Raw genomic sequence first — 22,400 nt, 5'->3', positions numbered from 1 at the left:
GCACGGCGCGGCAAAAACAACACACCACCCTGTAGGTTGTGCCCTCGTGGGTAAGAGCAAGCGCAACAGTCCTAAGCCCGGCGGGAACCGGGCGCAGCGTCTCGCCGAGCGACGGGCGGCGCAGGAGCAGGCGGCGCAGGCCGTCACGCGTCCGTTCGAGGGCTTGGCCGCGGAGTGCGATCTGGTCGCGCTGCGCGAGTTCGTTCCGTCGGCCACCGCGCGGTTGACACTGTCGCCCGCGGTCGCGGCCGAGCGTCCGGTCGTGCTGGCAACGGTGCTGCCCGGCGCGGTGGCTGCGCTGGTGCGTGCTGGTGCGGAGCCCAGCGGCTATGTCGGCGCGCAGGTGCAGGTCCAGGGCGCGGACCCGGGTGCGGATCTGGCCGCGGCGATTCTGTGGACGCAGTCCGCCGAACCCGGTGATTCGATCACCTCGGTGGAGAGCGTCGCGGGCGGTCCGCGGCTGGCCGATGTCATCGATCCCGCGGCGGGCCTGGACGTGACGGTGCATCAGGACTTCGACTGGTGGGTGCCGGCGGGCGTCGAGCCCGATCCGCAGGTCGCGGCCACCATCGAGCAGGCCAAGGCGGCGATCATGCCGTCCGCGCGGCTCGCGCTGGCGGGGGATGCCATCGGCGCGGCGTGGTGGGTGGACGCGGGTGAGAAGGCGCACATTCGTTGGGTGCGTCCCGAGGACGAGGACGATCTGATGCTGGCGCTGGCTCGTGTGCACGCGGCGGGCGGCCTGCATCTGGGTGCGGGTTCGCGGTTCGCCGGTTCGTTCCGCACCCACGGTGTGCTCGTCCCGGTGTTCGACCTGGACCGCGAGCGGCACCCCGAGGAGTGGGTGCAGCCTGCGGTCGAGTTCGGTGCTCGATTGTCCGAGGCGCTGCTGGCTACCGACGCGCCATTGACGGCCGGTGAGCGGCGTTCCCGCGATGGGCTGCGGTCGCGTCAGGTCACGCTGCGCTGAACTCGAATTCCTGCGGGATTTCGGGAATAATTTTCTTTCCGTGTGTCAGCCACTCGGCACCGCACTGAAAACCGGAAGTTAGGGAAGTCTCACCGAACTGCCGAAAGCCGAGAGAAATCTTGCTCATGGCGCTCGAAGCCAAGTGCGTTGACGGGGTATCTCGCCGAAACGCAAAACAGGCCCGGCTGGTGGAGCCAGGCCTGTTTGCCGTTTTCGGCGAAGGTCGTCAGACGGAGCCGCCCGCTACCGTAGGCGCGCCGGAGGCATCGCTCGGGCCACTCATCTCCCGGGCGACGAATTCCTCCAGATCGAACAGGTTCGACCCGGCGCGGTCGGCGATCGTGAGCAGGGTCGTCATCCTCGCGACCTCCTCCACCTGCTCCTTCAGGAACCATTGCATGAACTGTTCACCGAGGTAGTCGCCCTCTTCGCGGGCGGTGCTCGCCAGCTGGACGATCTGCTCGGTGACGGTCTTCTCCTGGGCGAGCGCCAGCCCGATCGGTTCGCGGGCATTCTCGAACCGGGATTTCGCGGCGTCTACACCGGAAAGCTCGATACTGATATCCCGGTCCAGGAAGTACTGCACGATCATCATCGCGTGGTTACGTTCTTCTACCGCCTGCGCATAGAACCGTTTGGCCAGCTGCGGCAGATCGGCATTGTCGAACCAGACCGCAATCGCGATGTACTGATGCTCGGCATTGAATTCATGCCGGATCTGATCGTGCAACAGGCTGTGGAATTTGCTGCGGGGGGATTCCGGATGGCTTGACATAGGACTGACATTAGCGCTGGTCACAGCGCATGTCATCCAAGTGCAACCTTATTGAGGCAAGTGTTGCCTAATTAATTCTGCGCCGTGCCTGCCATTTTCGGCGCCGCTATATCGCCGCGGGGGCCCGTCCGCAGCTCACGCGCGACGAACTCTTCGACGTCCAACAGCCGGCCATCGGCGCGGTCGAGAACAGCCAGCAGCGTGGTCATCCCGGCGACGTTCTTCATCTGCTCCTCGAGGAACCACTGGATGAATCGTTCACCCAGGTAGTCGCCGGACGTGCGGGCAGCGCGGGCCAGATCGCTCGTCTGCGTGCTGCGGATCTGCTCGCCCTCCAGCAGCAGAGCTATGGCGGTGCGCGGGCTGTCGAAGGTCGAATGGATCTCGTCCAGCCCGCCGATTCGCACCTCGAGATCGCGGTCGAGCAGGTATTGCACCAGGCGGAGTGAGTTCGCGTACTGTTCGCGCGACCGGGTATAGGCATGTCCGGCCAGTCGCGGTAGCCGATTCGAGTCGAAGTACACGGCGGCGGCGAGATACTGCTGGGCCGCGGTGAACCCGTGACGGATCTGCGCGCGGAGCAACTCCGGGAAGGTCTCCGGGGAGGACTCGGGGAAGGGCGCAGCCACATCGATATCCGGCATGGCACCGACGCTACCGGGTCAGCAGCTCCTCCGGGATGGGTTGGTCGCCGGCCAGCGCGTTGAAGAACCGGCTCGCCTTGCCCTTGTCCCACAGCAGGACGTTCCCGCTGTCGGTGTCATCGAATCCGCCGATCGGGACAGCCGTCGCGACCGTGTCGCTTTTCAGTGCCCAGGCCAGTCCGCCGAGGTCCCAAATGTGATCGCCGTTGTCGACCTTCAGCGACTTCACGGTGTCCGAGGCCAGGGGCCACAGCTTGAACGGGTTGGCCAGAGTGGTGCCGCTGGTCGCCTTCGCCAGTAGCGCCGCCAGGAAGATCCGCTGATTGTTCATGCGGTCCAGATCGGCGAGGGGGGTGGCGCGGCTGCGCACGAAGCCCAGCGCTTGCGGACCGTTCAGGCGCTGGCAGCCCGCGGGGAGATCGATGCCGGCGAGCGGGTCGTCGATCGGTTTCGGCAGGCAGACGTCGATGCCGCCGAGCGTGTCGACCACGCTGGCGAAACCGCCGAAGCCGATCTGCGCGTAATGGTCGATACGCAGGCCGGTGGCGATCTCCACGGTCTGTACCAGCAAGGCCGGTCCGCCGATGGCGAACGCGGCGTTGAGCTTGTCCTTGCCGTGGCCGGGAACGCTGACGTAGGAGTCGCGCGGCAAGCTCACCAGGGTGGTTTTACCCGACTCCGGGACATGCACCAGCATGATCGTGTCGGTGCGCTCGGGACCCACTTCGCCGCCTGTGGCCAGTTCCTGCTCCTGCTGGGGCGTCAGCCCCGCGCGTCCGTCGGAGCCGACCAGCAGCCAGTTCGTCCCCGGCGTGTCGCCCACACGCTGGGCGTAGTTCGCCAGCGCCGGGATGCGATTGAGCGAGTTGTCCAGCTGGATGACGGCGCCGACGGCGGCGAGGACCAGTACCAGCAGGATCACCAGCAACCAGCGGAAGGGGTGGCGCTTGCGGCGCGGCCGCGGCGCCTGGGCGGGGCGTGTGCCGCGCGGAGGCGCTGGCGGCGGCCCTTCGCGATACGGCCGCGGCTGCTGCCACGGCGCGTGTGGCGGCCCGTCATCGAAGCGAAGCGGCCGTTGCGTGGGAGCATGCGCGGGGCCCTTGTGCTGCGGGACCGGTTGCTGCGTGGGGGCATGCGGCGTGCGTCGTGCTTGTTCCGGCGGAACCTGCGAATACGCCAGCGGCGGCGCGTGTGGCGGGCCGTCTCGGTGCAGCACCTGGGTGGGCTCGATCGGCGGCGGAGCAGCACCGGCTGCTGGGGCTTGCATGCGGCGTCGCATCGGGGGTTCGCCGGGCCTGCCTGGCGGCGGCATCCGGCGCGCTCGCGCATTGCGCTGGGGGTCGTCGCCGTTCATCACTGAGACTCTACTTATCCGGTGGTCATCGGGTATTGCACGTGTACCTCGGGCTGGACGGGGTGCTGCATAGTAATTCGTCTCCGCGACCCACCCGTTAGCGAACCGGTGGGCACAGTTGAGTTACGGCAGCCACGAAACATGGCCGCGCAGAACGGTATAGCCGATGTAGGCGACCGCATCGATGGTCGCGTGTGCGAGGACAAGCGGCCACAGCCGGTTCGTGCGCTGCCAATAGCGACCGAATATGACGCCCATCACCATGTTTCCGAGACCGCCGCCCAGCCCCTGATACAGGTGGTAGCTGCCGCGCAGGAGCGCTGAGGCCAGCAGCGCCGAGTGCGCCGACCAGCCGAGCCGACGCAACCGGGTGATCAGGAACGCCACCACGATCACCTCCTCGGCCAGGGCATTCGCGCAGGCCGACAGGATCAGGACGGGCAACCGCCACCAGTGGTCGCCGAGCGATGCGGGCACGATCGTCACGCTGACGCCCAGCGCGTGTGCGGTGAGATACAACCCCAGGCCCGGCAATCCGATGATCGCGGCGAGCGCTATGCCGGGCAGCGCGTCGGCGCGCCACCTGATCCGCTTCGCCAGTCCGATCAAGCGCGGGCCGAGACCGCTGCGCCACAGCAGGTACAGTCCCAGCGCTGCCCATGCCACCAGCCGCAGCACGCTGAGCAGCTGAAACAGCAGGTCGATGGTGGACTGGGTGGATCGCGACGGGTTCAGCGCGATGGTCCGCCCGCCGACCCCGCCCGGCGCCAGCGCGCTTTCCACCAGCGAGAGCGCCGCGTTGAGCCCGCTGAGGCCGAACGTGACGAGCAGCACGATGACGATCTCGAGTTTCAGCGCGAGCCGTTGCTGTTCGGTCGGCTCGACCTCGTCCCAACCGGTACCGGACTCCGCACGCATGGGTCGAATCTATTGCGCCGGCTGTGCGTGGCGCCCGCCACGTCGGGTCGGGCCCGCGACTTCGTTCGCTGAACGAGGTCGGACCTGTCCGATGGAGTTTCAAGTGCCAGCCGGTTCGGTAGGCGAACCGCGGGCCGCGGCCGCTGCGTGGACTTGTGTGAGCGGGCGAATCAGATGCGGCGCAGGCCGTTGAGGAATGGGCAGCCCGCCAGGGTGCGTACGGCGCGGCTGAGCGCCGCGATGTCGTCGGCCGGAGCGCTGAACGGGAGCCGGAAGTCATGGTCGCCGTCGTACCCCTCGATGCGCAGGGTGAGTCCGTAGCGGTCGATGGCCAGTGGGTGCACGATGCCGTGTCGCAGGCGCGGCGGCAGATGCCTGGCCAGCTGGTCGACGACGTCGGCGTGGTCGACCGCCATGTGCTGCAGCCACGCGGATTCCATGGCGCAGAACGGATCCGGCTGCGCCAGCCGCAGCTCGTCGCTGCGCACCGACTCCGCGCCGGTCGAGTCGGCTACCACCGCGGAGTTGATCACCAGGCGCAGCAGTGTTGCACCGAAGCCGACGTCGAGCAGGCCGGGATGCGGGTGGTCCTTCGCGACTTCGGTCGCGAGAGCGCGCTGCGCTCGTATGGGCACCGCCCGCACCCAGCCGCGCAGCCAGACCAGCGCGCGTACCGGCTCGCGCAGCGGCAGGGGCGCGTGGTCGGTGAGTTCGAGCACCGCGGGCGCCCCGTTCTCGCCGGTGTTGCCGGCCAGGATCGCAGCGACCGACGAGGTCGGCACCGCGATCACCGCGTCGCCGCATGGCCGCACGAGGTGCACGGACGTGGGTGTCGGATCGATGCCGGGCATGGCGAGTACCGCCTGCTCCGCGTGGACGCAGGCGCTGCGCACCCGCTCGGCGGTGGACGGGGCGACGGTCGGGGTCGGACGCGGCATGCAAACCTCCGTGGGGCGGACAACGGTTCCTTGATTAGGTTACCCTAAGCTAAGTGAGGTCGGTTGGTTCCGCAAGCCTTTCGATCGAGCTGATCGGGGGAACGTGGTCCAGGACCGACGATCCGGATTGTTACGGTGAGGGCGTGTCGGAACGGACGGAACCCAGCGAACCGGTGCTGGTGACGCTATCCATGCCCCCGCGGCGCAGTCTGGTCGACGGACTGGTCCGCAATCTCGGCGCAAATGATGCTGCGCCGGTCCTCGAACTGGATGTCCCGGATGCTGACATCGCGGACTTCCTGGCGGGTGCGGCGCACTCGGATACCGGTTTCGTCGCTCGAACCTCGTCCGGTCGTCATGCGGTGGCCATCGTCGCGGCCACGGTCGCCGCCCTGTGTGGCGAGGACATCCACGCTGCCCTCAGTGCGCCTGATATCGCTTTTCTGAGGTCGCTGAAGCCCGCCGCAATTGATGCTGTCCGGTCGGTTTTGCTTGCAATCGAAACCGAGGATGCCGACCAGTTGATCGACGCATTGCGTGTGCTCGCCGGCCACTGAAGCCATACCCGACGGCCGCGAACACAGGCCGGCCCGCGTCCAGCAGTCGCAATCGCTGGGGAGCCGGACGGACTGCCAAGTAATCTCGTAACCGTGCCGCGAATCGCGTACTTCGGGCCGTCCGGAACCTTCACCGAGATGGCCCTGGCTCAACTCGAATCCTCGGGGGCCTTTGCCGGGCCCGTGGAGCGGGTCGCCGCGCCCAGCCAAGGGGGCGCACTGGACCTGATCCGCTCCGGCGACGTGGCCGGCGCGGTGGTGCCGATCGAGAGCTCCGTCGAAGGATCGATCTCGGCGACCCTCGACTCCCTGGCAGTCGGCCCCCGGGTGCAGATCATCGCCGAAACCGAGCTCGAGGTGAGTTTCACGATCCTCGGCAAGCCGGGAACGACCCTGGCCGGGGTGCGGACCCTGGCCGCATACCCGGTGGCCGCGGCCCAGGTACGACTGTGGGTTGCCCGGCACCTGCCGCAGGCACAGCCCTACATCTCGGCGTCCAATTCCGCCTCGGCCGAAGACGTGGCGGCGGGCCACGCGGACGCCGCCGTCTCGACCGCGCTGGCCGGGGAGCGGTTCGGGCTGACCGCGCTGGCCTCCGGCGTTGCCGACCACGAGCGAGCGATCACGCGCTTCGTGCTGTGCACCCGGCCCACGGTGGCGCCGCCCGCCACCGGCGCGGACCGCACGTCCATCGTGCTGGAGCTGCCGAACGCACCGGGATCGCTGATGCGCGCGTTCGCGGAGTTCGCCACGCGAGGCATCGATCTCACCAGGATCGAGTCCCGTCCTACCCGAACCGGCATGGGGACATACCGTTTCTATCTCGACTGCGTAGGGCATATCGACGACACTGCGGTGGCCGAGGCACTCAAGGCGCTGCACCGCACGGCGCGAATCCGGTTCCTCGGGTCCTGGCCGGCGGCCTCGGCGACCGGAGCTCCGCCGCCGTCGGATGAAGCAGCGGCGGAGTGGTTGGTTCAGTTGCGAAAGGGGATGGCGGACCTATGACCGGCAGATTGATTCTGGTCCGGCACGGTGAGACCGAAGGAAACGTCGCCAAGCTGCTCGACACCAGGATTCCGGGACTGCCGCTGACCGAACGCGGTGCGGCGCAAGCGAAGACGTTCGGCGAGGGCCTGCTGCGGCCGCCGCAGGTGCTGTTCTCCTCGGCCGCGCTGCGCGCCAGGCAGACCGCGAACTACATCGAAGCCGCCACCGGCGTGGCTGCGATGGTGCTCGACGGCCTGCACGAGGTACAGGCCGGCGATCTCGAAGGGCAGCACAGCGAAGAGGCCCACCAGACCTTCCAGCAGATCTATCGCGCCTGGCACGAAGGCGATCTCATGCTGCGGGTGCCCGGCGGAGAATCCGCTCAGGATGTCCTGGACCGCTTTCTGCCCGCGATCGCGGAGTTACGGGCTACCTACTTGACCCACCAAGACGGTGCCGGCGATGTGATGGTCGTCAGTCATGGTGCCGCCATGCGCCTTGTTGGTCGCACGCTAGCTGATGTGCGACCACCATTTACGACGAACAACCACCTGGATAACACCGAGACCATCGAGCTGGTCCCGATGCCCGACGGCGGGTGGCAGTGCATTCGGTGGGGCCGGTTCACGCCGCCGTTCGGATACGACGTCGCGCCGACCTCCGACGACCCGATGGGTTGACGAAGGCTGATGGCGCGCTCAAGAACGTTTCGGGTTCGGCGGGAAGTCTTCGCGTTCCGGCAGCGAGTTGATCAGATCCTGTACTGCCGTGCGCAATCGCGCGGCGGTTCCGCTGCTGAGTGACGTCCACTTCACGCCGTCGCCGGACTTGCTCGCGGTCGCGATGAATCGCCCCGCGCGCGTATTGAAGATGGCGATGTGGTTGTCCGCCACCTCCCTGGTTCCGTCGCCGTAAACCACGCCGACGATCTCGGCATACGAATGGATCTCGACCAGGGCCGCTGCCAAAATCTTTGCGTCGTTCGTGGGGTTGCCGACTTTGGTCAGGCGCTCGGCGGTGGCGGCGGCGTCGCCGGTGTCTCCGAAGATGGTGGCGAGTTCTTCGGTCGGGGCGTTCATGCCGTAGAGCTCGAGCGGTTCGGCGTAGCCGAGCGCCGCGAGTACCGTGGCAGGCAAATCGATCCCGGCCTCGTCGATGACGTAGGAGTCCTGCCCGCGAAGGGCGACGACCGGAAGGTCATCACCCTTCGCCAGACAAAAGCGGCTTACCCACCCGTCAACGATCAACCGCAGCGCGATGATCCAGTGCGGCCGGTTCAGCGCGCGCAGCCGATTCTCCAGATCGCGATGGACCACGTCGTCCACGAGGAGCTCGCGCTGGATGAGGGACTCGGCCGCCGCGCCCATCGCCGCCCTGTGGTCGGTCATGTTGTCGTAGTGTCCCCTCGCGTTCAACACGACTGGGACCTCGATCTCCAGCTTCTCCATGAGAAACTGCATCTCATCGAGCGACAGGACGACCGCCTCGAGCGTCGACGGGCCGCGGCCCGCACCGAGTACGGTCACTTAGCCGTCTCGCTGATGTCACCGCCGCCGATGACTCCGTCGGCGGCGAACCGGCCGTCGCTGAAGTGCTCGGTCGACCGCAGGTAGTCCAGGCCGTTGTGCTCGGTCTCGTCGTCCTCATCGGTGCGAGCCTGGTTGCCCAGCAGTGGGTTGCCGTTGCCCGGATTCGCTTGCCGGACCGGCGTCGCGTCGGCCTGGTGGGCCGTAGCGGTTTCCTGCGCCGGTGCAGGCCCACCGATGGTGCCGCTCGCGCCCCAGCCTTCGGGAAGTTTGAGCGAGCCGTTGACGCTCGCCGCGGATCCGAGGCCGGTGAACGACACCGCGCGTGTCGAGGCGGCGGCACTGGCGGCGGCCGCACCCGCGCCCATGGACATCGGAGCGATGCCCGACATGGCGGGAGCGCTGGTCGTCGTCGCCGTGGCGATGGCACTGCCCGCGGCATTTCCGACCGTCGAAACGCCGGCGGTGGCAATTGAGCCGACCGCCTGGGCTGCCTGGGTGGCGACGCTTGCCACGCCCGGGTTGCTCAAGAACGCCTGGGTGGCTGCGATAGCGCCCTGGATCGGATCCACCGGAACGTCGGATGCCTTGTCGGCCGCCTGCTCCGGGCTGGCCGTTCCGGCGCCCTGGGCGATCGGCGGCGGCATCAGGAACTCAGCAGGAGTCGCGAGCATGGCGCTGGTCGCGGCTTCGTAGGTCTCCATCACCAGCGCGGCACGGGTGTCCATCGCGTTCCGGGCGATCTCCGCGGCCTCGAAGGCGCCGCTCACGACCCCCGCCGGGTTTGCCGACAGGGTCAAGGCGGTGTTGACGGCCGCGATTTCCGGCGGGCTCGGCATGGCCAGCGCGGCGACGGTGTAGGCGGTGGCGTTCGCCGCGGCCTTCCCGCCCATCGCAGCCGCTTGCACGCCCTGCTGTTCGGACCAGCCGAGGAAGCCGGTGAGCTTGCCCAGTGCGGCGATACCGTTGACGCCCTCCATGCCGACGCCGAGTTCGGCCATCACCCTGGCGACGGTCGTTGTCGCGTCGACCCAGGCGGCGGTGAGCCCGCCCCAGGCGGTGGCGGCGGCCGAGATGGGAATGGCGTGCGCGCCCGCATGTAGGGTGGCCGAATTGACCTCCGACGGCCGGGCCGCCCAGATCACGCCGGTGACTCCTGCAACCATGTTTGACTACTCCCCTGAATTAAAAGTGTTGCTGACAGTCTCGTTCGCGGACCTACACCTGAACGGCGCTGATGCCGGCCGCACGCACCACATCACCGGCGACGTGCTGGGCCAACTGCATACGTAACGTGGCCGCGGCGTGGTGGCACTCCAGAATCGCCTGTGCGATCGCCCGGTCGTGGGACATCGCCCCCTGGTTGAAGTGGCTTGCGCTGACGAACGAGACTTCCTCGGCGCCGGAGGGCAATACGTGCGTCGCGGGTGCGGTGATCGCCGCGGCGGCGGCCAGCCGTTCGGCGACGAGGTCGAGCTCGGCCGCGGCTGCGAGAATGGTTTCGGGTGCGATCAGTACATGTCCAACCATGACTCGACTCCTTCTAGTGGCTGTGGGGCGGAACCACGAGAATTCCCCCTTCGAGTGATAGGACGCGACGGCAACACAATCGGTTCCATCGAATCCCCAACTTTTCGATCTCGCTGCCGATTACACACCCACGACGGTGGGTACGCAATACGACTCGGACAAGACTAGCCCCATCCCAGCTGATGCAGACGGTCTTCGTCAATCCCGAAATAGTGTGCGATCTCGTGGATCACGGTGATGGCCACCTCTTCCACCACCGCTGCCTCGTCGGCGCAGAGTTCGAGAATGGTCTCGCGGTAGATCGTCACGGTGTCGGGAAGCGCCCCGCCGTACTGACTGTCGCGTTCGGTGAGCGCGATACCGTGATACAGCCCGAGCAGCTGGGGATCCTCCGGATTGCGCGGCTCGATCAGTACGACCACGTTGTCGATCGCGCGGGTCAGCTCGGGCGGGATGAGATCCAATGCGTCGCCGACCAATTCCTCGAACCGGTCGTCCGACATCGAGACGGGCATCGGCGATCCGCTACCGCGGCTGGGGCTGTGGCGGCAGCGGTGCGGCGCCGGGCAGCGGTGCGGGCGTGGACCGTCCGTTGTTGGGCGGCGGCACCGGAGCCTGGCCGTTGACCAGGATGTCGCCCTTGGCCGAGCCGGTGATCGGCGCGAAGCCCTCCTGATCGGCTCCCTTGCCGATCATGCAGTCCAGTTTGCGGCTGCCCGCCATCCAGCTGCGAGCATCGATGTAGTCGAAGAACAGGGTCAGTGTCTTGTTGCGGATCACGTCCGGCCCGCCGAGGTACTCCGTCGAGGTGCGGGTGCACTCCTGCTCCACGAACTTGTCCTGCTCCTCCTTCGGCGGTGGGCCGCCGTTGAAGTGCGTTCCCACGTCGACGGTGGAGACGATCTCGATGGCATGCGGCTGTGCGCAGTCCACCGGATCGGTGGGCAGATTCTGGTTGATGCCGAGGCACACCCCGGGCTCGTACACCCTGGACTGGTCGTGCTCGGCCGCGCTGCCGACCGAGGACGGCGTGCCGACACTCGCCGCGACCTGCAGCCCGCAGCGCAGTGTGCGGTCACCGTGCTGCCAGCCGTCCGGGCTGGGATACATCAGCCCGACAATGTATTTGCCGCGCGGATCGAAGCGACCGGACAGGTATTTCTGCACGGCGGGCAGGCAGTGCTCTTCTTTGAGCTCGGTGAGCCGCAACGAGTCGGGGAACCGCGAGCCGGGTCCGAACTCCTTACCCGGATAGCGGCTCATGTCGATATCGGCGGCGACCTCGAACAGGTGCTTGCTCGAACAATTCACCTTGACCAGGTCGGATCGGTCGGGTTTGGTCCAGCTCAGGCAGTCGCCCTTGGCCGCGGTACCGAACACCTTGTCCAGTACCGGTTGCGGTGGCGAGCCGGGATTGTGTGCCTCGAGCCCCTTCTCATTGTCGAATCCGGTCACGAACAGCGTCACCAGGGCCGCGACCACCGCGCCGACGGCCACCGCGAACAGACCCCAGCGCAAGGTGCGCGCCGACAGCTGCACCTCGCGCAGGTTGCCGCTGTCGGCGAACGTGGCCTTGGCCGAGCCGAACGTGTGGCGGACCGTGTCGGCACGCGAGGACGCGCCGCGCGTCGGCGCGCGCCGGGACCGGGACACAGGTTCAGGGGACATCGCGGTCCATCATGGCAGGTGTCCGTCTCGTGGTGCGACGACCTGGCTCGATCGGCGCGGCAACTGCTGTGGGTCTTACCGCGGTGGGTCCAACTGCGGTGGGTTTCAGCCCCGTAGCGCCGACAGGAAGACGCCCGGCAGTCTGGCGGGATTGGCCTCGGCGTAGAACTCGGTCAGCCTGCGCGCGGTGGTCGCGGCCGAAGCGTTGTCGATGAACCACGGCGGCTTCGGTGCGATAGCGAGTTCACCGCGCAGCAGCGAGCGCGGCGCGGGCCGGAACGGACCGCGCACCACGGTGCGCTCCACGTCATCGAGCAGCAAGGCGTTGTGCACCACACCGATTCCGCTCTGCACGTCGTCCAGGGTGTGGCCGGGGAAAGCGCCCCAGGCGGCGCGCGGGGCGAGGAACGCCAGCCCGGTCCAGGCGTTCACCGCGATCGCGCCGTAGCGCAGCCGCTCGATCGCGCGGTCGAAGGCGATGCCGAGCCTGCGGATGGTGATCGGTGGGACGATCACGTTCGCGCCGAGCGTTCCGGTCAGCTCCGCGTTCGCGAAGTCCACCGCACGCTGCAGGAAGTCGCCGCCCGCGTAAGGCAGCTCGACCACCCCGAGCACCGGAGCGAAGTACTCGGTGCGCAGCAGCGGGGTATCGGTTTGCGGGAGCTGGTCGATCAGCACACGGCCCGCACCCAGGCGCTCGGCCCCCGGATACGACGCCAGTGCGTCGGCGACGCGTGCGTCGCTGCCCGGGTAATACGCCGGTCGCTGCGGCGCCCGCTCCATGGCCAGGCGCAGTTCATCGAGAAACTGGTCTTTGCGGTCCCAGTCCGCGCTGAGCACAACCGTCTGCGCTGCCACGCAGTTGTAGCCGCCGTTGTGCAGACGCTGGGTGGCCACGTGCTCGGCCTGGTAGCGCAGATCGGCGTCGGACCAGGCGCCGGGCACCACGAGGGTCGGCGAGATGCCGCCCAGCTCGCTGGTGATCGGTTTGTCCAGCAGTGGACGGTTTTCCTGCTTCCGCTGCACACCCTCGGGGCCGGGACCCCACACGATCGCGTCGTGGGTGTGCGCGCTGCCGGTCATGTGCACGTGCGCGACGTCGGGATGGTGCACCAGGTAACCGCCCTGCTCCGCGCCGCCGGTGAGGATCCGCAGCACGCCCAGCTCGAGGAGCGGCTCGAACACCATCTCGAACACCGTGAACAGTGGGTCGGTGATCGGGTTGAGCTTCAGCGCGACCACTCGGTTGTGCGCGTACAGCTCGTACAGCGCGTCGAGCGGCGGGATCGAGGTGATATTGCCCGCGCCCAGCACCGCGCCGATACCGCCGGTCGCGGTCGGATCCAGCTGCGCAAGTCCGGCCCGCCTGCGCGCGGTGTCGCCGTCGATGCCGGGCCGCAGCCATACCTCGCCGCGGAAACCGCTGAGTAGCAGACGGTCGTAGACGCCGCGCGGAAAGATAGGCACCGCTATCCGGCCGCCCGGTGTCGCTTTCAGCGTGACGCCGGTCAGGGGGCTGTACCCGGCCTCCAGCATGGCCAGAGTGTCCGACAGCGCGGCCGTGGCTTGCAGCAGAGTGAGCGGGCCGGACATCCATTCCTCGCCGACCAGCGGCGAATCCTCATCGAGGCCCTTGACGACGCATGCGGCCCGCACCCAATCCGCGGCGAAGCGGCCGGTCCGCGCGTGGATCTCGGCGAGCAGTTCGCGGCGCCGGCGCAGCGCGGTGGCGGCCCATGCCTTCTCGCCCGCGGTGAGGTCGGCCAGCGCGTTGTCGATGGCGGTCTCGTCGAATGGCGTGCCCACAAGCCCACTATGCGCGCGATTCCGGGCCGATGGACCGCATCCTGGGATATCGGCGTGAAACGGAAACACGTCGACTACTAGGCTGGTGGCCCATGATCGACCTCCGATTCCTGCGGGACAACCCCGACGTGGTCCGTGCCTCGCAGCGCGCCCGCGGCGAAGACCCCGCCCTCGTCGACGCGCTGCTCGAGGCGGACGCGGCGCGGCGTGCCGCGGTGGCCACTGCGGACAACCTGCGCGCCGAGCACAAGGCGATGGGCAAGCTGATCGGAAAGGCGAGTACCCAGGAGCGCTCCGCGCTGCTCGCCCAGGCCGGCGAGATGTCGGTCAAGGTCAAGGAGGCCGAGGCCGCCCAGCACGCGGCCGACGCCGATCTGGACGCCGCACATCGCGCCATCTCGAACGTGGTGCAGGAAGGTGCTCCCGCGGGCGGCGAGGACGATTACCTGGTGCTGCAAACCATCGGCACGCCACGGGAATTCGACTTCGCGCCGAAAGACCACGTGGAGCTGGGCGAGTCGCTCGGCCTGATCGACACCGAGCGTGGCGCGAAGGTATCCGGCGCCCGGTTCTACTTCCTCACCGGTTACGGTGCGCTGCTGCAACTGGGTCTGCTGCAGTTGGCCGCGCAGAAGGCCGTGGCCAACGGCTTCACCATGATGATCCCACCGGTGCTGGTGCGTCCGGAGATCATGGCCGGCACCGGATTCCTCGGCCAGCACTCGGCCGAGGTCTACCATCTCGCCGATGACGATCTCTACCTCGTCGGCACCTCGGAGGTGCCGCTGGCGGGTTACCACTCGGACGAGATCCTCGATCTGAGCGGCGGCCCCAAACGGTATGTCGGCTGGTCCTCGTGCTTCCGCAGGGAGGCGGGTAGCTACGGCAAGGACACCCGCGGCATCATCCGGGTGCATCAGTTCGACAAGGTGGAGATGTTCGTCTTCACCACGCCGGACCAGGCCGACGCCGAACATCAGCGGCTGCTCGGTTGGGAGCAGGAGATGCTCGCGGCCGTCGAGGTGCCCTACCGTGTGATCGACGTCGCGGCGGGCGATCTGGGCAGCTCGGCCGCGCGCAAGTTCGACTGTGAGGCGTGGGTGCCGACTCAGCAGACCTATCGGGAACTGACCTCGACCTCGAACTGCACCACGTATCAGGCGCGCCGTCTCGCCGTACGTTATCGCGACGAGAACGGAAAACCGCAGGTCGCCGCCACTTTGAACGGCACGCTCGCGACCACCCGCTGGATCGTCGCGATACTGGAGAACCATCAGCAAGCCGACGGATCGGTCCGGGTTCCGGCTGCGCTGGTCCCGTTTGTCGGCACCGAGGTGCTCCGGCCGCCGAATTGACAACGGGCATATGACGGACAAGTAAATAGCTACCGGTTCGCCGTGTCGGATTCCTTGGATGTGGCAGCCGGCCGGATTCCTTGTGTCTAGGCTGTCCCTCGTGCGAGGAATCGGGTCTCGCGGCGATACCCGGACTCGGGTGCGGGCCGCATCTGCGCTGGCGACGGCCATGGTCATGGCTCGAACGACCGGGGCGTTCTATGTGATGGGCGGAGTTCTCGGCCTGCTCCTCACCGCGATCGCCCCTGGCGAGGAAGGTAATCGGCCGCTGGTCGGTGGGGCGGCAGCGGTAGCGCTGGCGCTCGGTCTCACGCTGCTCGCGTGGGGGCCGCGACTGCCGCATTCGATCCACCACGTCTACGTCGCGATCGCGACCGCGCTGGTGACCATCGCCGTGCATTCGTTCCCGAACACGGTCGGCGCGCTCGGCCTCGCGTCGTTCTACGTGTTCATCGCGTGCGACGCCGCGCTGTTCTTCGCCTGGCCGCAGGCGGCGGCGCACATCGTGTCAGCGCTGGCGCTGTGCTTTTGGGTGCTGCCCACCCGGCCGGCGACCCCAGGACTGCCGTGGTGGTCGGGCTTGATCCCGGGCGGTGTCACTCTCGGCGTCGGCATCGTCGTCGGCATCCTCACCAGGATGGCCTCAGAGGCCGACATCGATGTGCTCACCGGCCTGCTGAACCGGCGCGGCTTCGATCGTGCGCTCAACACCGCGATCGAGCACGCCACCCGGTCCGGGCAGGGGCTCGCGCTGGTGCTGGTCGACCTGGACCGGTTCCGCAAGATCAACGACCACCTCGGGCACCGGGCGGGCGACGCGGTCCTGCAGCGGGTGGCCGACACTTGGTCGAAACTGCTCGCTCCCGATCAGCGTTTGGCTCGTTACGTCGGGGACGGGTTCGCGTTGCTGCTGCCGAATACCACCGAACAGGCCGCGATCCTGCTCACCGAGCAGCTGCGCGCAGCGGTGACCACCGGTTGTTCGGCGGGCGTGACCTCCTGGCAGCCGGGGGAATCGGGATCGCTGCTGGTCAGTCGCGCCGATGTCGGCCTGTATCGGGCCAAGCAGGCCGGACGCAACCGTACGGTGCTGGAGTCCTCCCGGCAGCTGCCGCTGGCGGTGGAGCTGCGGGAGGCGATCGACCGCGGCGCCCTCGACGTGCACTACCAGCCGATCGTCAGCCTGACCGAGGGCGGCGGCAAGGCGGTCGGCGTGGAGGCGCTGCTGCGCTGGTCGTCCAGTGCGCAACCGGACGTGACCACCGAGGGTCTGATCCGCGTCGCCGAGGAGTACGACCTCATCGCCGACCTGGACGAACTGGTGCTGCGCCGGGCCTGCGCGGATGCCGCGCGGCTGCAGGAGACCTTCGCCGCGCTCGACTTGACCCTGAACGTGAACGTCAGCGGGCTCGAGCTGGCCGAGGCCGGCTACGCCGACCGGGTGGCGGGCATTCTCGCCAGTACCGGTTGGCCCGCCGATCAGCTCGTGCTCGAGGTGACCGAGAGTGAGCTGGCCGCGGAATCGCAGACCGCGATCACGAATCTGCACACCCTGCGCGAGCGGGGTGTGCGCATCGCGATCGACGATTTCGGCACCGGGTACTCCTCGCTCAGCAGGCTGGCCACGCTGCCGAGCGACATCCTCAAGGTCGACCAGTCCTTCGTCGCCGCGATCCGCTCGGGCTCGCCCGCGCCGCCGCTGCTCGGCGTGATCGCCGCCCTGTCCAACGCGCTGGATCTCCAGGTGATCGCCGAGGGCGTCGAGACCGAGTACCAGGCGGCGGTGCTCACCGAACTGGGCTTCGCGCTCGCGCAGGGCTACCACTACAGCGACTCGCATCCGGTGTCGGAGCTGATCAGCGACCTCAACGAAAACCACGGCCGGGTGGGTATCGACGCCACGGAGCGGGAACTGGGCGACGGGGACTCGGTCCACGCCAACGGCTGGGTACCGCTGCGCTGATCCTGCTCCTGACGCCCCGGTTGATTCCCTTGACGCTGTACGGCGGTTAATTCCCTTGACGCTGCGCGGCGAAGGTGGTCATGCTGACGGCATGCGTTTGCTCCTCTACGCCTATTGATTCGCGGGGACGCTGCGCGCCCGATCGACAGATAGCGCGCGCAATCTCAGCCTTCGCTCGCTGATCGTTCGAGCCGTACTCTTCAAGAGCACTGGTGAACTGATTCCGCTGTACGCGCTGTACGCCTTGCTGTTCGCCGACCATGGGATGAGCGCGGGGCAGATCTCCGCGCTGTTCGCGATCTGGTCGGCGACGTCGTTCCTACTCGAGGTGCCCTCCGGCGCGTGGGCCGACACGGTCTCGCGGCGCGGTCTGCTGGTGCTGAGCGGTGCCTTGCTGACCGCCGGGTTCGCCCTGTGGACCGTGGCACCCTCCTTCCCAGGCTTTGCTGCCGGATTCGTGCTGTGGGGCACGTCCGGCGCCTTGGCCTCCGGCACGTTCGAGGCGTTGCTCTACGACGACCTCGCCGCTCGCGGGAAGGCAGCGTCCTACCCGGGGATTCTCGGTTACACCCGCGCGGGTGCGGAGGCCGCCGTGGTCGTCGCGATCGTCGCCGCGACCCCGCTCTACCTCTACGGCGGTTACGCGCTGGTCGGCTGGTCCAGCGTTGCGGTCGCGGCCGTGCACACGGTAGTCGCGCTGTCGCTGCCTACAGCGCCGAAAGCGGTGTCCGCGGCGGATGTCGACGATTTGGAAGACGCTCTACCGGAGTCTTCCGAGGACGACAGCGCAGTGCGTTCCGGTGCCACCCACACTCCAGCGCGACGTACCGATCCGGGCAATCCAGCTCTTCGAGTGGATACGGCGTCGGCTGCCAACGATTGCGCAGCGGAGAGTGCCGTCGAAGCCGATGCCGTGGTGGGGGCGAGTGTGCAGGCCGCGGATGGGGTCGGCGCCCGCGCAACCGTGCCAGGTGCCGTCGGCAGGAGCGATCCGGGCGATTGCGCTGTGCCGAACATCGCCCCTGTACCGAACATCGCCGCGCTCGGCTGCGCGTCGAACGCCGATGCGCGCGGTGCGGCGGGAGGCGCCGTTCCTGGCGGCTACTCAGCGGCCACCGACGGCGGTTCGGTGGACGCGGGCAATCGCGCCGGCTCGGATCCGCAAGTAACGCATTCGGTTTCGGGCGAGCGAGGTGTTTTGCCGGGCGGCTCGACCCAACGGCCACGACCGTTCGTCCAGTATCTGGGCATGCTGAAAGCCGGTGTCGTGGAGGCGGTTCGGGTGCGGGCGTGCGCCATGGCGTGTTGCTGGAAGCGCTGTTGTTCGGCATCACGGCGTTCGACGAATACTTCGGTCTGCTCGCGCAGCAAATCGGCGTTTCCACCGCGGTGGTGCCGCTGCTGGTCGGTCTCACCGTGCTGGGTTCGCTGATCGGTTCCGTGCTGGGCGGGCGGACCGAAGGCATGTCGGGCCGGGCGATGGGGATCGTCATGGGTGTCTCCGGTGTGCTGTTCCTCGCCGGCGCGCTGGTCGCAGGGTTTGCGGCCCGGCGGACCGACGCCATGTATCCGTTGGCGGTGCTCGGATTCACGGCGATCGGCATCTCCTACGGCATCGTGCACAACGCGGTGGTCGTGGCGGGCGCGCGCCTGCAGGACGCCATCGAGGGCCCGGCGCGTGCCACGGTCACCTCGGTGTCCGGCTTGCTGAGCGAGGTGGTCGCGCTGGCGGTCTTCGGTTTCGCCGCCGTGGTGACCATTCGGTACTCGATGTCCACCCTGCTGGCCTTGCTCGGCCTCGCCGTGCTCGCCATAGCCGCGTCGACGCCCCGCTGGTTGCCCCGCCGCCAGTGAGCGGTACGCCACCTGAGACCCCGCGCTCGCGATTGCCGCATTCTCGTGCCAGTCGTGCGGATAGCGAGTGTGGGCGGCCGCTCGACCGGACGGCGCTTCGGCCCCGGGTAGCGTGCGGACCATGACCGTGCGGGTGAGGCTGGGGCTGGTCTTCGGATTCGCTATCGGCGCCGGCGTCGCGGTGCAGGGACGGATCAACGGGGCGCTCGGTGCGCGCCTGCACGACGGTATTGCCGCCGCGACCATCAGTTTCGGCACCGGGCTGCTGGTGCTGGCGGTGGGTTTCGCGGTCAGCGGGCGGCTGCGCGACGGTGCGCGGCAGGTGCGGCGGGCGTTGTCCGAGGGTGTGCTGCGGCCGTGGCAGTTGCTCGGCGGTCTCTGCGGCGCCTTCTTCGTCGCGTGCCAGGGTCTCACCGTCGCGACGATCGGCGTCACCGCGTTCACCGTGGCCACTGTCGCGGGCCAACTGCTCAGCAGCCTGGTCGTCGACCGTCTCGGTCTCAGCCCGAGCGGACGCACGCCGGTCACCGGGGTGCGGCTGATCGCAGCGGTGCTCGGTGTGCTCGCGGTGCTGGCCGCCGGATTCGGCCCCGGCACTGCCGTCAGCGGTGGTCTCTCGGTGCCGGACGCGTTGCGCGACGCGCCGACCGCGCTGCTGATCGTGCTCCCGGCGCTGGCCGGGATCGGCCTGGCCTGGCAGCAGGCGGTGAACGGCAAGGTCGGCGCCGTCGGCGGACCGTTCTCGGCGGCCATGATCAACTTTTGTGTCGGGCTGGGCGCGTTGCTCGTCCTCGCGGCCGCGGTGCGCGCCACCGTCGGCGGTTCGGCCCAATTCCCCACCGAGCCTTGGCTTTACGTCGGTGGCCTGATCGGCGTGGCTTTCATCGCGCTGGCCGCGCTGACCGTCCGCTGGATCGGGGTCCTGCTGCTCGGCCTCACCTCGGTGGCAGGGCAACTGCTGTTCGCCCTGGTCCTCGACCTGATCACCCCGACAAGCGCGGGCCTTTCGGCGACCGCGATCATCGGCTGCGTACTCACTCTCGTCGCGGTAGGCGTCGCGACTCGATCGCGGTCGTGAGCCGGCTGGCCGGCTCCCGACCGGATCGAAGGTGGGTTCGATCAAGCCGGGTGGCGACGGTCGGCGCAAGGTCCTCGCATCCGGGATTCGGATGCCTCAGCTCAGCTTGCGTGAACGCAGTTCGTGTCCCTTGGATGTCTTGCAGCGCCCGGACTCCAGATCCCACTGCCAGCCGTGCAGGTTGCAGGTGAGCGTGTTGCCGTCCACCACGCCGAACTTCGATAGGTCTGCTTTCAGGTGCGGGCAGCGCCGCTGCACCTCCCAATCGCCGAGTTCGGTGGAGGCGCTATCGTCGTGCGCCTCGGCGAACCATCCGTCGGCGTAGGCGATCCGCTCGTCGGTGAGACATTTGAAGAAGGTGTAGAGGAACTCGTTGTATCCACCGATCCGCCAGGCTTGGAAGCGGGTGGACAGGAAGATGGTGTTCACCCAGTCCGGCTCCTGGTCGCGCAACACCGTCTGCACCAGCTCCGGTGCGATGCGGAAGCCGTAGCGGTAGCGACCCTCGCCCTCGATGGGCGCGCGCACCGTGCGTTTGGGGAAGTCCAGCACCACGGTTTCCTCGCCGATCACCAAACCGACCGGGTATCCGATGCCGTCGCAGATCAGGTCGCTCTGCACCATGATCGGCTCGAAGAGTTTCTGCAGCGGCTCCAGCACCGCGCCCTCGCCGGTGGCCCAGGTCGCCTTCTCCGCTTCCAGCACCGGCGCGAGGCGCTGCGCCATCCGCTCGATGTACTCGGCCTTGTTGTCGTAGATCTCGGCCGGGTCGCTCGGGTGCGTCAGCGTCAGCTCGGCGCCGCGCACGTCGGCAACCGAGCCCGGGATCATCAGGATCCCGCCCGTATCGCCGTGGATCTGCATCTGCTCCAGGAACACCTTCTGGTCGGGGAAGATGTTGCCCTCGTCGCCGCGATCGTCGTTGAGGTAGCGCAGCTCGTCGTCCAGGAACACCGGCGGACCTGCCGAAGGCACCACCCAGGTCGCGCCGACCTGTTCGATATAGCTGCGGGCGCGGTCCATACCGCGCTGACGCTTCTGCTTGCCGAAGTTCGACTTGGTGCGGGCCGGAATGTCGTAGACCATCGGGTACCAGATCGCGCCCGAGTATTGCAGCAGGTGGATGTCGACGTGACCGAACGCCTCGTGCAGCACGTCCATCTCGACCGGGCGGGCGTCGTTCATGTTGAAGCAGGTGGTCTCGCCGTCGGCGACGACGAGCCCGGAGTCGCCGATCGGGCCGTCGGCCGGGGCACGCAGCGCGATGATCATGATGTCCAGCTCGCCCCCCGGGCCGGTCACCGTGTGTTTGACCGAGTTCTCCGTCTCGAAGAACTTGTGGAAGCCCAGGAGCTCCAATTCCCGCCGCAGATCCGGCACCGGGTAGTCCGGCAACAGCACGGTCGCGTCCTTGTCGACGTGCTCGGCCAGCGTCTTCGCGTCGAAGTGATCGCGGTGCAGATGCGAGACGTAAAGGAAATCGCATGCGCCCAGCTCGGCCCAATCCAACTGGGTGTTGTCGGGGAACGGGAACCACGAACCGAAGTACGCGGGGTTCACCCAGGGGTCGCAAAGGATCGACCCGGCGGTGGTGCGGATGTGGAACCCGGCGTGTCCGACGCTGGTGATCTGCACTAGCTGCTCCTCCTGCTGTCGCCAGCCAACCAGGGTAATAGTTGGGCCGAGACGTCGCCCGATGCGGTGGCGCCCTCCGGCCTGGAAGGTACTCTGGATATCCACAAGAGACGTCGTAGGTATCCGTAGGAGGCTGATCGGAATGTCGAAGACTCCGATCGAGATCGATGACGAGGCCTTGGCCCTCGCGGCCGAGGTGCTCGGCACGAAGACGAAGAAAGAAACAGTCAACGCCGCGCTCCGCGAAGTCGGTCAGCGACTGGTGCGGATCCGGGCGCTTGCCCGACTGGGTGAGATGGCCGACCGTGGTGACTTCGACGAGTTCATCGGCAACAAGGCCGCGTACCGCCGGTGACACCTGCCCTCTACCTCATCGATACGTCAGGTCTGTTCCGGCTCCTGCAAGACAAGTTCCGACGCGCATGGGCAGACCAGTTGACCGCCGGGGTGATCGCGACCTGCCCGATCGTGGAGCTCGAGTTCTTGTATTCCGCGCGGTCGTTGGCCGATCGACTGGAGAAGAAGCGGCTGCTACGTGAATTGTTCGGCTGGGTGCCGATGTACGAGCGCGGATACGAACGCGCTGACGAGGTTCAGCAGCTGATGACAGACCAGGGGATGCACCGTTCGGCTGGGCCGGTAGATCTTCTGATCGCGGCGACAGCTGAGCACCATCGGCTTGTCGTGCTGTGCGATGATCGCGACTTCGACGTGATTGCTCGGATCACCGGGCAGCAGATCGCCTTCGTCACGGACGTCTGAACCGGGCGGCCCACCCGGAGGGAATCGGGGGCGTAGCGGTGTGGCACGCGGTGACGGAGCAGTGCCGAAGGGGCGGT

At 67.8% G+C, this 22,400-nt stretch carries 23 protein-coding genes; 11 read left to right on the top strand and 12 right to left on the bottom strand.

Annotation, left to right across the window (positions count from 1 at the left end; all coding sequences use genetic code 11):
• Positions 1–46 precede the first annotated feature (46 nt).
• On the top strand, positions 47–970 hold the full coding sequence (locus ACT86A_RS12925) for a DUF5926 family protein (RefSeq protein ID WP_445092318.1): 924 nt from the start codon (positions 47–49) through the stop codon (positions 968–970).
• A 226-nt stretch (positions 971–1,196) separates the two neighbouring features.
• On the opposite strand, the gene ACT86A_RS12920 is transcribed toward ACT86A_RS12925, so the two are convergent.
• From ACT86A_RS12920 to ACT86A_RS12900, 5 genes are all read right to left on the bottom strand, one after another.
• Positions 1,197–1,745 (bottom strand): ferritin, encoded by a 549-nt coding sequence (locus ACT86A_RS12920; protein ID WP_445092317.1) that lies wholly within the window; start codon positions 1,743–1,745, stop codon positions 1,197–1,199.
• A 71-nt stretch (positions 1,746–1,816) separates the two neighbouring features.
• On the bottom strand, positions 1,817–2,389 hold the full coding sequence (locus tag ACT86A_RS12915) for a ferritin (protein WP_445092316.1): 573 nt from the start codon (positions 2,387–2,389) through the stop codon (positions 1,817–1,819).
• Positions 2,390–2,399: 10 nt separating this feature from the next.
• Positions 2,400–3,656 (bottom strand): LCP family protein, encoded by a 1,257-nt coding sequence (locus ACT86A_RS12910; RefSeq protein ID WP_445092315.1) that lies wholly within the window; start codon positions 3,654–3,656, stop codon positions 2,400–2,402.
• Between the two features lie 210 nt (positions 3,657–3,866).
• Complete coding sequence (locus ACT86A_RS12905) at positions 3,867–4,661, bottom strand: CPBP family intramembrane glutamic endopeptidase (RefSeq protein WP_445092314.1); 795 nt, start codon at positions 4,659–4,661, stop codon at positions 3,867–3,869.
• A 170-nt stretch (positions 4,662–4,831) separates the two neighbouring features.
• Positions 4,832–5,599 (bottom strand): DUF2470 domain-containing protein, encoded by a 768-nt coding sequence (locus ACT86A_RS12900; RefSeq protein WP_445092313.1) that lies wholly within the window; start codon positions 5,597–5,599, stop codon positions 4,832–4,834.
• A gap of 143 nt (positions 5,600–5,742) precedes the next feature.
• Here ACT86A_RS12900 and ACT86A_RS12895 point away from each other — a divergent pair, with 143 nt between their 5' ends.
• The 3 genes from ACT86A_RS12895 to ACT86A_RS12885 all read left to right on the top strand — a co-directional run bounded on the left by ACT86A_RS12895 (position 5,743) and on the right by ACT86A_RS12885 (position 7,826).
• Positions 5,743–6,156: a hypothetical protein gene (locus ACT86A_RS12895; protein ID WP_445092312.1), complete on the top strand. Its 414-nt coding sequence runs from the start codon at positions 5,743–5,745 to the stop codon at positions 6,154–6,156.
• A gap of 93 nt (positions 6,157–6,249) precedes the next feature.
• The gene (gene pheA, locus ACT86A_RS12890; RefSeq protein ID WP_445092311.1) at positions 6,250–7,164 is read left to right on the top strand and encodes a prephenate dehydratase; all 915 of its coding nucleotides are present in this window, start codon (positions 6,250–6,252) and stop codon (positions 7,162–7,164) included.
• A complete protein-coding gene (locus ACT86A_RS12885) occupies positions 7,161–7,826 on the top strand; it encodes a histidine phosphatase family protein (RefSeq protein ID WP_445092310.1) in 666 nt (221 codons plus the stop codon). Before pheA ends, ACT86A_RS12885 begins: the two co-directional genes overlap by 4 nt.
• Positions 7,827–7,844: 18 nt before the next feature.
• Here the strand turns inward: ACT86A_RS12885 and ACT86A_RS12880 are convergent, their stop codons facing one another.
• From ACT86A_RS12880 to ACT86A_RS12855, 6 genes are all read right to left on the bottom strand, one after another.
• Positions 7,845–8,594 carry an ESX secretion-associated protein EspG gene (locus tag ACT86A_RS12880; protein ID WP_445092391.1) on the bottom strand — a complete coding sequence of 250 codons (750 nt, stop codon included), beginning with the start codon at positions 8,592–8,594 and terminating at the stop codon, positions 7,845–7,847.
• 74 nt (positions 8,595–8,668) lie between these two features.
• Positions 8,669–9,838 (bottom strand): PPE domain-containing protein, encoded by a 1,170-nt coding sequence (locus tag ACT86A_RS12875; RefSeq protein WP_445092309.1) that lies wholly within the window; start codon positions 9,836–9,838, stop codon positions 8,669–8,671.
• A gap of 52 nt (positions 9,839–9,890) precedes the next feature.
• Complete coding sequence (locus ACT86A_RS12870) at positions 9,891–10,202, bottom strand: PE domain-containing protein (RefSeq protein WP_445092308.1); 312 nt, start codon at positions 10,200–10,202, stop codon at positions 9,891–9,893.
• Positions 10,203–10,366: 164 nt separating this feature from the next.
• Entirely contained in the window at positions 10,367–10,717 is a 351-nt protein-coding gene (locus tag ACT86A_RS12865) for a metallopeptidase family protein (RefSeq protein ID WP_445092307.1), read from the bottom strand.
• A gap of 10 nt (positions 10,718–10,727) precedes the next feature.
• Positions 10,728–11,870 (bottom strand): septum formation family protein, encoded by a 1,143-nt coding sequence (locus ACT86A_RS12860; protein WP_445092306.1) that lies wholly within the window; start codon positions 11,868–11,870, stop codon positions 10,728–10,730.
• Positions 11,871–11,975: 105 nt separating this feature from the next.
• Positions 11,976–13,676, bottom strand: a complete 1,701-nt coding sequence (locus tag ACT86A_RS12855; RefSeq protein ID WP_445092305.1) for an aldehyde dehydrogenase family protein — start codon at positions 13,674–13,676, stop codon at positions 11,976–11,978.
• Positions 13,677–13,768: 92 nt separating this feature from the next.
• Between ACT86A_RS12855 and serS the strand changes: the two genes are divergently transcribed.
• The 5 genes from serS to ACT86A_RS12830 all read left to right on the top strand — a co-directional run bounded on the left by serS (position 13,769) and on the right by ACT86A_RS12830 (position 19,926).
• On the top strand, positions 13,769–15,031 hold the full coding sequence (gene serS / locus ACT86A_RS12850; RefSeq protein ID WP_445092304.1) for a serine--tRNA ligase: 1,263 nt from the start codon (positions 13,769–13,771) through the stop codon (positions 15,029–15,031).
• Between the two features lie 100 nt (positions 15,032–15,131).
• Positions 15,132–16,994 carry a putative bifunctional diguanylate cyclase/phosphodiesterase gene (locus tag ACT86A_RS12845; RefSeq protein WP_445092303.1) on the top strand — a complete coding sequence of 621 codons (1,863 nt, stop codon included), beginning with the start codon at positions 15,132–15,134 and terminating at the stop codon, positions 16,992–16,994.
• Positions 16,995–17,175: 181 nt separating this feature from the next.
• Complete coding sequence (locus ACT86A_RS12840) at positions 17,176–18,426, top strand: MFS transporter (RefSeq protein ID WP_445092390.1); 1,251 nt, start codon at positions 17,176–17,178, stop codon at positions 18,424–18,426.
• Positions 18,315–18,848: a hypothetical protein gene (locus ACT86A_RS12835; protein ID WP_445092302.1), complete on the top strand. Its 534-nt coding sequence runs from the start codon at positions 18,315–18,317 to the stop codon at positions 18,846–18,848. Before ACT86A_RS12840 ends, ACT86A_RS12835 begins: the two co-directional genes overlap by 112 nt.
• 121 nt (positions 18,849–18,969) lie before the next feature.
• Entirely contained in the window at positions 18,970–19,926 is a 957-nt protein-coding gene (locus ACT86A_RS12830; RefSeq protein ID WP_445092301.1) for a DMT family transporter, read from the top strand.
• Between the two features lie 96 nt (positions 19,927–20,022).
• On the opposite strand, the gene ACT86A_RS12825 is transcribed toward ACT86A_RS12830, so the two are convergent.
• Complete coding sequence (locus tag ACT86A_RS12825; protein WP_445092300.1) at positions 20,023–21,561, bottom strand: Rieske 2Fe-2S domain-containing protein; 1,539 nt, start codon at positions 21,559–21,561, stop codon at positions 20,023–20,025.
• A gap of 142 nt (positions 21,562–21,703) precedes the next feature.
• On the opposite strand from ACT86A_RS12825, the gene ACT86A_RS12820 reads away from it, so the two are divergent.
• Positions 21,704–21,916, top strand: a complete 213-nt coding sequence (locus ACT86A_RS12820) for a type II toxin-antitoxin system VapB family antitoxin (RefSeq protein WP_445092299.1) — start codon at positions 21,704–21,706, stop codon at positions 21,914–21,916.
• Positions 21,913–22,323, top strand: a complete 411-nt coding sequence (locus tag ACT86A_RS12815) for a PIN domain nuclease (protein ID WP_445092298.1) — start codon at positions 21,913–21,915, stop codon at positions 22,321–22,323. Before ACT86A_RS12820 ends, ACT86A_RS12815 begins: the two co-directional genes overlap by 4 nt.
• The last annotated feature ends 77 nt before the right edge of the window (positions 22,324–22,400 follow it).

This window comes from Nocardia glycosmidis (assembly GCF_052545115.1).
This window is presented reverse-complemented; position numbering and strand designations above follow the sequence as displayed.